Consider the following 13800-nt stretch of genomic DNA (forward strand, 5'->3'; position numbering starts at 1 on the left):
CTTTATTGATCTGACTGAATGAACGGATTAACGATAAATTCGCTCGGCCCACACACTTAACCCGGATGCCACACTACCAAAATGATCGCCATCCACCACAGGAATACGACCAATTTCAGCTTCAATGGCAGCCCGAATAACAGGGGATTGCGCTGAACCGCCGGTAATATAGATGAGGTCAGGTTGTTCCCCGGCTTGCTCAATGGCTTCGGTCATTAGAGATAACATTTTCTGCAACGGCGGCGCGATGGATTTGGCCATGGCTTCACGAGACAAACTTAACCCCAAATCAGCTTCAATGTAATCCAATGACACTTGATGAGATAACGCATTTGAAAGCGCTATTTTCATCTCTTCCGCATTACGAACAATATGAAAGTTTTGCTTATCTTCTCGCAATCGAGCAAAACGAGAAATCAATTCAGGGCGCTCAGCATCTCGTAACAACTCTTCTATCTGTTGTTGAGTTTGCTGACTATTGAAGGTAGAAATAGCCGACACATCATTGGTAGTCACGGCATTCCAATACAATTGCGTCGGCATTGGTAGTCCGGTTTTAAGTCGCGAATCCATTCCAAATAATGGCATAAAATGCTTACCCGCAATGCGTATGTCTAAATCATTTCCCCCAACACGCTCACCAGTATGGGCCAGAAAATCCTCTTTACGGTCTAATTTTTCAGCATAACTTGGTCCCATTCTGACCATGGCACAATCCGTCGTACCACCGCCAATGTCGACCACTAAAACCGTTTTGTCTTGCTCAAGCCTGGTTTCAAAATCTAACCCTGCAGCAATCGGCTCATATAAGAACTCAACAAACTCAAACCCAGCTCGTTTACTGGCCGTTGTCAGAATATCAAGGGCTTGACGATTACTGGCTTCAGCATTGATTCCTTGAAAGTTAACAGGCCGACCAATGACAGTTCGCATCAAACGCTGCCCCAATGCTGCTTCGGCTTTTCGTTTAACATTCTGCATCATGCACGCCACCACATCCTCAAAGAAATGAATGTGTTCACGACGTAAACCCGACCCGCCTAAAAAAGACTTTGGCGATTTAACAAAATAGCCCTCTTCTGGAAAATCATAATATTCCGCAAAGGCTTTTCGACCAAAAAACAAGACTTGATCGTCCGACCTTACATCCTCTTCTCGACGCACTCGCTGCGCTCGCAACAAAGCGGCTTGCCTATCATTAAGAAAGGCTTGGCGTTGCGCTTCATCAAGCATATTATGGCCAACGGATTCCGTTATTAAGTCTCGATCGAGTGCGTATAACGTCGATGGCAGAAACGCGTTGTTCTCTTCCAAAGGAAGTAAACGAGCTCCGTTCTCTGACATAACACTCATTGCGCAATTAGATGTGCCATAATCGAAGCCACAAATCATTTGATAAACCTGACCTTATATTCACTAACGTTTCAAAAACAGCGGACGATAACATAGAGAGAATGGACTGTCAGCTAAGCAGATCTAACAATTAAATGCGTCAATGACATTCTAAAAATAAACCAGCCAAACGCAGCGAAAGAATAAAAAACGCTCAAAGGAACAATGCTGAGACCACCATAAATTTAGTCTTTATGGATAACATACTAACTACCTAGGAGCAGATGATGCACCTTTCACTACAAAGCAAAATCATGTTACAAGCTATAATCGTTGCCGTTATTATCGCAATTGGAGTCGGTGGCGTATCCTTCTATGATTTCACCACAAGTAGTGACGCTGGGATCAAATCAGAAGCCACTTCACAAGCCGACTCTATCTCTACATATATCAACGCTTGGTCCGATGATCGTTCAAACACAATGAAGGCCGTCAAACAAAAAATTGAACGAGCATTAGTGGCCGACCCGCAGGCTAACGAACAACAAATTCTCGACATATTGCAACAAGCACAGAGTAGTTTGAGCTTTGGCATGACGTTTTTAGGGCTTGAAAATGGCGCTATGTATCGTCACGACCCTGCGTTGAATAGTGCTGATTATGACCCACGAGTTCGCAGCTGGTACAAAGACGCCAAAGCCAAAAAGTCTGCTTATGTCACCGCGCCTTATATCTCTTCGTCAACGAAAAAACTCTCAATGACGTTTGTTGAACCCATTATGATAAATGGCCAATTTAAAGGTGCCATTGGCGGCTTAGTATTCTTAGACGATTTACTGGATAAAATCACAGCCATGAATGTACTTGGCGCTGGCTACAGTATTTTACTTGATGGTAACGGAAAAATCATCGCACACCCTAACAAATCCCTTATTCTAAAAGGGGCGACTGAGTTGTCCCCTACTCTAACAGCAAGTTTTTTAAATGATGCCCGACGTACCTCTAAATTCACCCATCTAACCATCCAAAATCAAGATGTCTTAATGTACGCCAGTAAAATTAAGAACAGCCCTTGGGTATTAGGATTAATGATGGATCAAAAAACCCTAGATGCCCCACTTTACAAACTGGGTATAAACATCCTCATTGCCGTTGCTATTTTATTGGTCCTAGTCTCTCTCGTCGTCATGCAAATTTCGCGTATTTTATTAAAAGACTTACGACGTGTTTCTGAAAGTATGGCGCAAATCGCTCAGGGAAATGGAGACCTTACTCAGCGCTTAACAACCCATTCTAAAGACGAAATTGCAGAACTGGTCAACAACTTCAACCATTTCGTGGCCCTACTACAAACCACCATTTCTCACTTGAAAAAAATCGGTATAGATTTATCCGACCAAGCTAATGCCTCTTATCGTTCATCGCAACAAAGCGCTCAAAAACTGGAAGAGCAACAAGGCAATATTTCCATGGTAGCCACAGCCATTCATCAGATGGCACAAGCCACACAAGAAATCGCTAGCAATGCCACTAACACCGCTAATAATGCCGATGAAACAGTGAACGCAAGTAATTTAGGACAGCAACAAGTCTTGAAAAGCCAAAACAGTATCCGCGCTTTGGCCTCTGACATAGAGGGGGTTGCAGACGTTATTAATAACTTGAGCCAAAACGCCGATGGTATTAATACTATCCTAACCACCATCTCAGGAATCGCTGAGCAAACGAATTTACTGGCGCTGAATGCCGCTATCGAAGCCGCACGAGCAGGAGAACAAGGCCGAGGATTTGCGGTCGTCGCAGATGAAGTTCGCGTCTTGTCACAACGCACTTACAGTTCCATTGAAGAGATTCAATCCATGATTGAGTCACTTCAAGGCATTACGAAAGACGCTGTAGGTAAAATCAAACTGAGTCACAACAAAGCCGAAAGCAGTGTATTGGATGTTAATGAAGCGAAAAACAGCCTAGACAAAATCCAACAATCTGTTGCTATGATCAACGATCGTGCTGCGCAAATCGCCACAGCAACAGAGGAACAAACCAGTGTTACTGCAGAAGTGAATCAAAACACAACCGACATTCAGCAGAGCGCCACTGAGTTGGTTATACTGGCTTCAGAGAGTGCAACCCGCGCTGAAGACTTAAAAACACTTTCGGATGATATGATGAAAAACATCAATCACTTTCGAACCTAATCACTCATTCCGTTTGCTCAAATAAAAATGCCTGGCAGTTATTTACTGTCAGGCATTTTTTTGATCACTAATTCTTATTGATCTAATAAAGACTTAAACCAAAGGTGACACACCGATCACGACTTTGTGCAAAAAGAACACAATAGCAAACCAAGACACCATCGCGAAAACAAAAGCCACTAGGTTATATTGCACACCACCGTCTTCACGTATCACCCCGTTGCGACGATCACGACGTCGATAAACCGCAAAACTGACCACAGACCAAACCAACAAACTACCGAATAAAATCACGTCCGCCAAGGTGCCATTACTCATCAAATGCGCAAACGCCCACAGTTTAACAGAGATTAAAAACGGATAACCCATTTTAGATTTTAACGTTGTCTTTGGCACCATTGCCGATCCGAGGGCAAATAAAGCCACTAACATCACTAAGGAGGAAATATGCTGAACAACGATCGGAGGGAACCACAACCAGATAGGCTCAAGACGCATTTTCTGGTAACCCAAAACAATCAACGCTAACGACAACACGCTCAACAAAATAAAACGCGTACGCCATTGTACTAAGCCCGTTTTCTCAAGGTGAACCTCACGCCAGTTTGGCGCCACTACACGTATCGAATGAACGCAGATAAAAATCACCAAACCCACAACTAACATCAACATTAAACATGCCCTCTCATTATCCCCACTCGCTATTAAAGCCACCTAGCCTATAGCAAAAAACGAACAGGATTATAAAGCAGATCACTGAATAAGGATAACGACTAAATTTGCACAAAAATCGCACATTAGTATTGAGGGCAGAAAAAACCGCTAAATGACGTTAAAAAGCCATTAAAAGACAGCCAGAAAGCTAGAAAATCCTCACTTGTTTGCTAGAATACCGACTTTTTTACAATCGAGCTGGTGCCATGATCAAAACCCCTTACTACCTCATAGACAAAGCGGCTTTATTAAAGAATTTAGAGAAGATTGCCTATGTGCGTGAAAACTCTGGCGCCAAGTCTTTATTAGCGTTGAAATGCTTTGCAACTTGGTCTGTATTTGACCTGATGCAAGAGTATATGGATGGCACCACCTCTTCATCTTTATACGAAGTAAAATTGGGTAAGACTCGCTTCCAAGGGGAAACCCATGCCTACAGTGTGGCTTACTCTGACGAGGAAATCGAAGACGTATTGGCCCACTCTGACAAGATCATTTTCAACTCAATTGGTCAGTTCAATCGCTTTAAAGACATTAGCGTAAAAAAAACTCGCGGTTTACGCGTTAACCCACAAGTCAGTACCTCGGAATTTATCATTGCCGACCCAGCTCGCCCTTTCAGCCGTTTAGGTGAATGGGATCCTGAGCGCATCAGTACGGTAATCAATGACATCTCAGGGTTTATGTTCCACAACAACTGTGAAAACGACAGCTTTGAGCGTTTTGATGAGATGCTGAGTTTGATCGAAGAACGTTTTGGTCATCTTATCGCACAGGTCAAATGGGTGAGCTTAGGTGGTGGCATTCACTTTACAGGGGAAAACTACCCACTGGAGCGTTTTTGCCAACGTCTAAAAGCCTTTGCCGAACAATACGACATCCAAGTCTATCTTGAACCAGGTGAAGCCAGTATTACTAAGAGCACAACCCTTGAAGTGACCGTGCTGGACACCTTATTCAATGGCAAAAATTTGGCCATCGTCGACAGTTCCATTGAAGCCCACATGTTGGACTTATTAATCTATCGTGAAAACGCCAAAATGCTGCCGAACGACGGTGAGCACAAATACATGGTGTGTGGTAAATCCTGTCTTGCAGGTGATATTTTTGGGGAATTCAACTTTACTAAACCTCTAAAGGTGGGAGATCGCTTGTCTTTTCAAGACGCTGCGGGCTACACCATGGTGAAGAAAAACTGGTTTAATGGCGTCAAAATGCCATCCATAGCCATACGCCAACTGGATGGCAGCATCGAACTCGTAAGAGAATTCGACTATCAAGACTTTGAACAGAATCTGTCTTAACTCTACAGACTCAATTTTTGGAGAGAGTGTTACTATGAAAAAAAATGTCCTCATTATTGGTGGAGGAGGCGTGGCGCGCGTGGTCGCTCACAAATGCGCTCAACACAACGACACACTGGGCAATATCGCAATTGCTTCACGTAGCGTTGCGAAATGCGACGATATTGTAGCCAGTGTCCTAGACAAAGGCAGTATGAAAGTCGAAGGCCGCATTCAAGCATTTGCCCTAGACGCTCTAGACGTGCCAGCCACTGTGAAATTGATTCAAGACACCGAATCTCAAATCGTCATCAACGTCGGTTCTGCCTTCATTAATATGTCTGTTTTGGAAGCCTGTATCGAAACGGATGCCGCTTACCTAGACACGGCGATCCACGAAGAACCTGAAAAAATCTGTGAACAGCCACCTTGGTACGCCAACTACGAATGGCAACGCCGTGAACGTTGTAAAGACAATGGTATTACCGCCATCCTTGGTGTTGGTTTCGATCCAGGTGTCGTCAATGCTTATGCTGCATTGGCTTACAATGACTACTTTGACAGCGTCAGCGATATCGACATCATCGATATCAATGCGGGTAGCCACGGCAAATACTTTGCCACTAACTTTGACCCTGAAATCAACTTCCGTGAATTTACTGGTCGAGTTTACTCTTGGCAAAACCGCCAGTGGCAAGAAAACAAAATGTTTGAAATCAGCCGTACCGATGACCTACCTGTCGTAGGTAAGCAAACCGCGTACATGACCGGCCACGATGAAGTGCACTCGTTATCACAGAACCTAGACGTACCAAATGTGCGTTTCTGGATGGGCTTCGGCGAGCATTACATCAACGTCTTTACGGTATTGAAAAACTTGGGACTCTTGTCTGAGCAACCAGTCAAAACCGCAGAAGGCCTAGAAGTTGTGCCATTAAAAGTGGTTAAAGCGGTATTGCCAGACCCTTCTTCTTTGGCACCGGAATACACAGGTAAAACCTGCATTGGCGATGTGGTGAAAGGCATCAAGGACGGTGAAGAAAAAGAAGTTTTCATCTACAACGTGGCCGATCACAAAGACGCTTACAACGAAGTGGGCAGCCAAGGCATTTCTTACACCGCTGGTGTGCCACCGGTTGCCGCAGCCATTTTGGTGGCCAACGGTACTTGGGATGCCAAAGAAATGCGCAACGTTGAACAGCTAGACCCAAAACCTTTCCTAGGTTTGTTGAACGACATGGGTCTGCCAACCCGCATTAAAGACGAAAACGGCGACCGCCCTTTCACGCTTTAAGTCATTGCCTGTCGCTTTTTAAACAGCGAACAATGTAGCCATATAAGCCCTCAGAGATCACTCTCCGAGGGCTTTTCTTCAAAGGCAGTGTGACTCTAATATCCCTCTTCCCTAAGCATCAAATTACCTTATGCATAAGCTATCCAACCCTTAAATGACAAGACCGAATGAAAGAGTTCCACTCTTTCAAATCCCGCTTCATAAAGCAGACTTTCATCCTCACTTGGCGATAAAACCGGCAATACATCTTTCATCTGGACAATATTTGACCGATTTCGACCTAAAATGGCCCCTTGGCTAATTTGAAAATCCGCATACCGATTCAACCATTTATCTGCGTCAGAATAAGCAAAGCTATGATGAAATACGACAAGAGGCGCTCCAGGTTTTAGTCGCTCATGAATGCCTTTAAGTGTTGTAAGCCTTAATGTCTGATCTAAAAAGTGCATGACTAGAAGTGCTGTAGCTCCATCAAATGGACCTTTTGGTGCACTATCTAGGTAGCCTTCAATGAAGTGAATGTTGCTTAATTGATGATCTAAAGTGATTTTTGCCTGATCAATCATCTCAACAGAAGGGTCCACTGCCATCATGCGCCAATTATTACCCTCTTGGCGCATCGCCTTTAACTCTACGCCGCCTCCTGCACCTAACGCTAATACTTCTCCATCATCAGGTAAGGATTCCGCTAAAAGCAGGGCTACAATTCGATATAAGTCTTGTAAGCCTGGAATCTGTTTTTCTAGACGAGTAACGTAATTCCCAGCATCAAATACTTTATTTTTACTTTTCATGTTTAGAACTCCGAAAAGGTTTTAGAGCCACAATAAAAGAACAAAAGTACTAATCAATTTCCCTTACGCATTTCTATACAGTGACAGTATTCCATACTGTTAAGAGAAAACTGAGCCGTCATCAGACCTCGTAGCAATATGTCATTTCATTCACTAATCCTTACGAATTAACCCACTACAGAGTGCTTTGAAAGCCTCTGTGGCTTTGGGTAACACCTCTTCTGGATGATCACTGGCAGCAACCCAAAGCGCTGCATTTAAAGCTGCGCCATTCAATAACCTTGATGCGGCTTCCACATCAATCGTCTTTAATACCTCCGTTTTTATGAGACGCTCAACTTTTTCCAGTGTAAATTGAAGGCAACTACTCTGACTCGGCCATTGTGAAGGATCACCAAGAAATGCGGGGCCGTCCAACAACACAATTCGCTGTATTTCGGGGTCAAGTGCCATCTCAATATAGGCAGCCCCCTCTAACAATAAACTTTCCCAGTCATTTTCCGTGGTATCGCCTTTTACCTTCGCCTTTGCAGCCATCTCTGAATCAAGTTGATCCACCACAGCAGCGAGTAAACCGAGTTTACTTCCAAAATTATGATATAAGGCTCCTCTCGTCAGTCCAACATGGGATGTTAAGTCATCCATCGACGCAGCAGCGAAGCCTTTTTCAGCAAAGGCTTGACGCGCTGCTTGAATTAACTTGATTCGCGTTTCCGCCATTTTTTCTTGTCGTTTATTCATTTTTCACCACTAACGCATACACAACGTATGTTAATTTGACATACGCCGTGTATTTGAAATATTATCACATACGAACCGTATATTGAAAAAGAGACCCTGATCAAAAATCACTTTCAATACACACCTATAAAACCTTTAAACAAATTTATGGAGTCTATTTATGTCAAATCGCGAAGCCATTTTACCAAAATCCTCTGAACGCCATGCTCTTTATGAAGCTCATGGCTATTCCGCAGCCATGAAATCTGGTGATCTGTTGTTTGTATCAGGGCAAGTCGGCAGTAAACTAGATGGCAGTCCTGAACCCGATTTCAAAAAACAAGTAACGCTAGCATTCGAGAACTTAAAAAACGTCTTAGCGGCTGCAGGGTGTTCGTTTGAAGATATTGTTGATGTAACAACCTTTCATACTGACCCCGAGCAACAAATTGAGGCCATAATGGAAGTTAAACAGACACAATTCAACACGACACCACCATCAAATTGGACTGCCGTAGGGGTAAACTGGCTTGCAGGCTTTGATTTTGAAATTAAAGTGATTGCCAGAGTACCTTCAGCAAAATAAAGCCTCACTGTATAAAGGTGCCTTTATGAAAAATAAAGGGCTCCTTTATACTTCAGTAATTCTGCTTGCAAGACCTTTTTTTAAACATCCCCCAGAAACTAGAAACGTTAACGGCGAACAAGCACTATGATGTTGCATTGGCATCAGCCTGTTTCTTACGGTGGGCAGCCACTTTCGCTCGGTTACCACATAACGCCATACTACACCAACGACGTCGATGTGATTTCGTCGTATCCACAAAGACTAAAACGCAATTATCTGCCTCACATTGACGAACATACTGTAACTGCGCGCCACATAACAATTTAACGAATGCATCGACAATGGGATACAACAAACTATCAGCATCATGGTTTTCTTGTATTTCGACCTCTACAAACTCTTGATCATGAGCCTGCCAACGCAATTGCTGATAAGGGCGACCATTAACCAATATGTCATTAATCAATTTAGGGTCACTGGGACGATTAGACAATACCGCTTGAAGCACGTCGCTCGCATTCTGACGTAACGCAACAGCTCGCTCTAGTAAACCTTTTGGCACTGTTGAAAAGGAAGCAGGCAATAATCCAGCAAGCCTCAGCCAAGTTACAACACTGTCATCAGTTGTAAGACACTCTTCATGATGATCATCGACACCATAACAGGTATTTATAAAGTCTAATGCCACATTATTGGCAATAAAATGAAATCGTGATTGGCAATCTATTGTCATAAAGATACTGTAACCGTAATTATTAATCTTGACAGGTTACCACAACAAGAAATAACCTTCAAAAATAAAATTTAATGGTTACAAGGTATTTCTTATGAATAGCAAGACAACTCAAGTACATTATCGCTACGAGACCGTTGGTAACGTAAACCTGTTTTATCGTGTGTCAGGAAAGCAATCCAATCCCTGCGTATTATTGCTCCACGGATTCGCTGCATCATCCTATATGTTTAGAGATTTAATTCCTGAATTAGCCAAACATTTCTATGTGATCGCTCCAGATTTACCCGCCTTTGGCTTTACCGAATCCCCTTCAAAAGATGAGTATGACTACACCTTTAAAAATATAACGAACACCATTAAAACTTTTTTAAAACAGCTCAATCTAAGTCGCTATGCGATTATTGTGCATGACTATGGTGCTCCGGTTGGCTGGCGATTAGCAATCGAACAGCCAGAGCATATCAGTGCCATCGTCTCTCAAAATGGTAATGCTTATGAAGAAGGATTAGCCGAGGGTTGGGCTCCAATCAAACAGTATTGGAAGGATCCAACGTCAGAAAATCGCGCTGCACTCAGTCGCTTTCCGACTGCAGAGGAAATTAAGTTGCAATACCTCACAGGTGTAAGCGACTCAAGCCTAGTCTCGCCTGACGGTTATACTTTAGAAGGGCATCAAATTACCAAACCGGGAATGGCAGACATTCAGTTGGATCTAGTATTAGATTATGCTTCCAACGTGGAAAACTACCCAAAATTCCAAAACTATTTCAGAGAACAACAACCCCCTTTGTTAGCCGTTTGGGGGGGAAACGACCCTTACTTCCTACCTGAGGGCGCAAAAGCATGGCTGCGAGACATACCAACGGCCGATATTCGTTTTTACGACACGGGGCATTTTGCTTTAGAAACCCATGGCTCGGACATTATCCCTGTCATTAGGGAATTTCTTGAGCAACACTTGTTGTAACCCAGATTTCTAAAATTGAAGGTAAAAATAAAAAACCTTTAAAAGCCCTCTTATTCCCCTTCTCTCAGGCCAGTTAATACATGAGAGAAGGATTAGAAACGCTAAAATCAAAATTCCCCATCTTGATTGACCGACATTAAACAAGCTATCTGCCGTTATCTGCTAAGAACTGCTAACATAAACACCTAAAAGTCGACCAACATAAGGAAAATACATGAGTCTGATTTGCGAATTGAATGATTTACGACGCTTATATCACAAACGCGTTCCTAAGATGTTTCAAGGGTATTGCGAGTCAGGTTCATGGACACAGCAAACTCTGGCGTTAAATACCTCAGATTTCGATCATATTTTGTTTCGTCAAAGAGTAGCGCGAGATCTAGAACCACGCTCACTCGCCACTAGACTGGTAGGACATGATGCTAAAATGCCTCTAGCCTTAGCACCTGTTGGCTTATTGGGCATGCAGCATGCTGATGGTGAAATTCTCGCTGCCCAAGCCGCCGAAGAATTTGGTGTGCCTTTTACCTTATCAACGATGAGCATTTGTTCCATTGAAGCCGTTGCCGCCAAAACCCAATCGCCTTTCTGGTTCCAACTTTATGTACAGAAAGACCGTGAGTTCACCAAGAAACTGATCGATCGAGCCAAAGCCGCCGGCTGCTCTGCATTGGTCGTAACATTAGATTTGCAAATGATTGGCCGTCGCCATGCGGACCACAGAAACGGCATGACAGCGCCGCCGAAATTAACCATTCCAAACTTGCTCGACATTGCTCGCCGCCCTCGTTGGGCAATGAACATGCTAAAAACCAGCAATCGAGAATTTGGTAACATTCAGGGCTGTGCCACCGGCGTGGACGACATGAACGATCTGATGAAATGGACAGCGGGGTCCTTTGATACCAAGCTAAGCTGGGAAGACATCCGCTACTTCCGTGACCTTTGGCAAGGCCCACTCATTATTAAAGGCATCATGGAAGTGGACGATGCCAAAGAATGCGTCAAATTGGGCGCCGATGCCATCGTTGTATCCAATCACGGTGGTCGCCAGCTGGACGGCGCTCGTTCTTCGATTAGTACGCTACCTGAAATCGTCGCGGCAGTTGGCGATCAACTTGAAGTATGGCTCGACAGTGGCATTCGCAGTGGCCAAGACATCATTCGCGCCAAGGCTTTAGGTGCCAAAGGCGTGATGGTGGGCCGTCCTATGGTGTACGGCCTTGGTGCCATGGGCAAAACGGGCGTCACCCGTATGTTGGAAATCTTCCACGAAGAAGCCGAACTCACCATGGCCTTCATCGGCCACCGAGACATCAAGGACATCAGCCGCGACGACGTGGTGTTCCAACATGAACAATTCCGCCACTTCACGTAAGGTCTCTGGGAAATAAAACTTAATCAATATACCCTAACTAAGAAGGCCCAACTTGCTAACAAGTCGGGCCTTCTTCATTTCGCGATTATATGTCGTCTAAGCGGACGCCGTTGGTAACGCTCTAAACCTTAAAGGCTTGCGCTTTAGTTTGATAATCATGGGTCACTCGAGCAATTTCATCGCTTTTCTCAGCTAGGTCATTCATCAGATGAGACAAAGATTCAATAGCTTGGAAGTTTTCACGAATTTTGGCATTAATAGACAAAATCACTTGCTCTTGCGCAATGATTTCATCCGCAATATCCTTGCTTGAAGAAGACACTTCACCGGCATTTTTCGAGCGCAACATCAACCCCTCTGACATAGTCAAAGCGTGCTCCACATTCACACTGGTTCTGGCTTTACCCGCTTCCATAGAGGAAACCGTCTGGCTGACACTGTAATTTAGACGATCTAATACCGCTTCAATTTGATCTGTCGAATCGCTTGAGCGTTGTGCCAAGGTTCTAACTTCATCGGCCACAACAGCAAAGCCTCGTCCAGATTCCCCAGCCCTAGCGGCTTCGATTGCGGCATTCAATGCCAACAAGTTAGTTTGTTCGGAAATACTTCGAATCGACTCCAGTAATTGAGTGATGGCTCCTACATCTTCCGTTAGAGCTTGCAGATGATTGGCAACTTGGCTGATATCTTTCTCTAACAACTCTGTATCTTTCATGATAGTGAGTGCTTTTTCACTGTCTTGTACTGTTTCATTCTCCAACGCGCCCACAATGTCAGCAGAAGCACGACTGCTTTCCGCAACATCCTGCATACTTATTGCCACACTTTCCGTTGACTCTGCAGAATATTGTGAGCGTTGCTTACTTTCATAGGTACTGGTATTCGCTTCATCGGCAGTATCATGAATCGACTTACTAGTACTAACCAAGACTTCTGCGATACGCTGATATTCCACAAACAAACCGGACAGACGATCCAGTAAAGCGTTTAATGAATGTTCTGCACTGGAAGAAGGTCCAGCCACACGAACTGTCAAATCACTAGTCGCTGAAATGGTTTCAATAGCATCGGCTATTTTGTAGTTAGCAGAACTCTCTTTGCTCATCAAATATGCCATGTAAATCAATACACCAGCTTCAGCACCGGCAAACAAGCAATGCACTAACATCAACCACATACTATGATGACCAGCAAACACAGTGATTGGCATATCACCTAACATAACACCGTTCATTTGCACAAACATGAAGCCAATATGGTAAACCGCAGTGGTTAACAAAGCGGCGATAATTGGCTGCCATTTTTGATAAATCAAAAAGATCGCCATGGTGGCAAAAATATGAAAATGCATTTCAACCAACCCCAACTGACTTTGGATCAGCAAGGATGACACGCACATCATGAGCACGGCCGAAAGGGTTGAAAAGATCAACTTCCCCTTGAATAGGCTGTAGATTATTTGTGTAGCAAACAACACAAACACGGCGGATACTAAACTAAAGCCAAGCAGTTTTTCCCCCACCATGCCGCTGATAGCGAGGACTGGGACTTGAACTAACAAGCCACAATAAATAAAAAAATCGTTTTTCAATACTCGATTATGAGTCATTACCATCACCACAACAGCCAGATTAAAAGATATAACTCAATGAATTATATACAAGACTCCTCGACCACGTAATCAATTTCGAGGCTTCCGTATTGAGATACACTGAAGTCGTTACGTAACAAAACACTGAATTTACCTGAGTTATAAAGTAGACATTAGGAATGAACCACGATCGTTATTTCATGGAAGAATCTTTTTTAACTT

General features: G+C 43.7%; 12 protein-coding genes. 6 read left to right on the forward strand and 6 right to left on the reverse strand.

The features are described from left to right. Positions 1-27 precede the first annotated feature (27 nt). Positions 28-1392 carry a molecular chaperone gene (gene yegD / locus ACHUFM_RS11800; RefSeq protein WP_394182441.1) on the reverse strand — a complete coding sequence of 455 codons (1365 nt, stop codon included), beginning with the start codon at positions 1390-1392 and terminating at the stop codon, positions 28-30. A gap of 224 nt (positions 1393-1616) precedes the next feature. Between yegD and ACHUFM_RS11805 the strand changes: the two genes are divergently transcribed. Beyond that, a complete protein-coding gene (locus ACHUFM_RS11805; RefSeq protein WP_394182442.1) occupies positions 1617-3530 on the forward strand; it encodes a methyl-accepting chemotaxis protein in 1914 nt (637 codons plus the stop codon). A 93-nt stretch (positions 3531-3623) separates the two neighbouring features. Here ACHUFM_RS11805 and ACHUFM_RS11810 read toward each other — a convergent pair whose 3' ends face one another. Continuing rightward, positions 3624-4202, reverse strand: coding sequence for an NnrU family protein (locus tag ACHUFM_RS11810; RefSeq protein WP_394182443.1), 579 nt, complete (start codon positions 4200-4202; stop codon positions 3624-3626). Positions 4203-4450: 248 nt separating this feature from the next. Between ACHUFM_RS11810 and nspC the strand changes: the two genes are divergently transcribed. Together nspC and ACHUFM_RS11820 are read left to right on the forward strand one after the other, a co-directional pair. Next, positions 4451-5548, forward strand: coding sequence for a carboxynorspermidine decarboxylase (gene nspC / locus ACHUFM_RS11815; RefSeq protein WP_394182444.1), 1098 nt, complete (start codon positions 4451-4453; stop codon positions 5546-5548). A 34-nt stretch (positions 5549-5582) separates the two neighbouring features. Beyond that, positions 5583-6821 carry a saccharopine dehydrogenase family protein gene (locus ACHUFM_RS11820; protein ID WP_394182445.1) on the forward strand — a complete coding sequence of 413 codons (1239 nt, stop codon included), beginning with the start codon at positions 5583-5585 and terminating at the stop codon, positions 6819-6821. A 128-nt stretch (positions 6822-6949) separates the two neighbouring features. On the opposite strand, the gene ACHUFM_RS11825 is transcribed toward ACHUFM_RS11820, so the two are convergent. Then, on the reverse strand, positions 6950-7615 hold the full coding sequence (locus ACHUFM_RS11825; protein WP_394182446.1) for a class I SAM-dependent methyltransferase: 666 nt from the start codon (positions 7613-7615) through the stop codon (positions 6950-6952). 153 nt (positions 7616-7768) lie between these two features. Next, positions 7769-8356 (reverse strand): TetR/AcrR family transcriptional regulator, encoded by a 588-nt coding sequence (locus tag ACHUFM_RS11830; RefSeq protein WP_394182447.1) that lies wholly within the window; start codon positions 8354-8356, stop codon positions 7769-7771. Between the two features lie 160 nt (positions 8357-8516). Between ACHUFM_RS11830 and ACHUFM_RS11835 the strand changes: the two genes are divergently transcribed. Then, a complete protein-coding gene (locus tag ACHUFM_RS11835; RefSeq protein ID WP_394182448.1) occupies positions 8517-8921 on the forward strand; it encodes a RidA family protein in 405 nt (134 codons plus the stop codon). Positions 8922-9045: 124 nt separating this feature from the next. Here the strand turns inward: ACHUFM_RS11835 and ACHUFM_RS11840 are convergent, their stop codons facing one another. Next, positions 9046-9636, reverse strand: coding sequence for a CGNR zinc finger domain-containing protein (locus ACHUFM_RS11840; protein ID WP_394182449.1), 591 nt, complete (start codon positions 9634-9636; stop codon positions 9046-9048). A gap of 94 nt (positions 9637-9730) precedes the next feature. On the opposite strand from ACHUFM_RS11840, the gene ACHUFM_RS11845 reads away from it, so the two are divergent. After that, positions 9731-10606 carry an alpha/beta fold hydrolase gene (locus ACHUFM_RS11845; RefSeq protein ID WP_394182450.1) on the forward strand — a complete coding sequence of 292 codons (876 nt, stop codon included), beginning with the start codon at positions 9731-9733 and terminating at the stop codon, positions 10604-10606. 214 nt (positions 10607-10820) lie between these two features. Beyond that, positions 10821-11984, forward strand: a complete 1164-nt coding sequence (locus tag ACHUFM_RS11850) for an alpha-hydroxy acid oxidase (RefSeq protein ID WP_394182451.1) — start codon at positions 10821-10823, stop codon at positions 11982-11984. A 121-nt stretch (positions 11985-12105) separates the two neighbouring features. Here the strand turns inward: ACHUFM_RS11850 and ACHUFM_RS11855 are convergent, their stop codons facing one another. Next, a complete protein-coding gene (locus ACHUFM_RS11855; RefSeq protein WP_394182452.1) occupies positions 12106-13596 on the reverse strand; it encodes a methyl-accepting chemotaxis protein in 1491 nt (496 codons plus the stop codon). Between the last annotated feature and the right edge of the window lie 204 nt (positions 13597-13800).

The sequence above is a fragment of the Marinomonas posidonica genome (genome assembly GCF_043643765.1).
In the GTDB taxonomy this organism is placed as follows: Bacteria; Pseudomonadota; Gammaproteobacteria; order Pseudomonadales; family Marinomonadaceae; genus Marinomonas; species Marinomonas posidonica_A.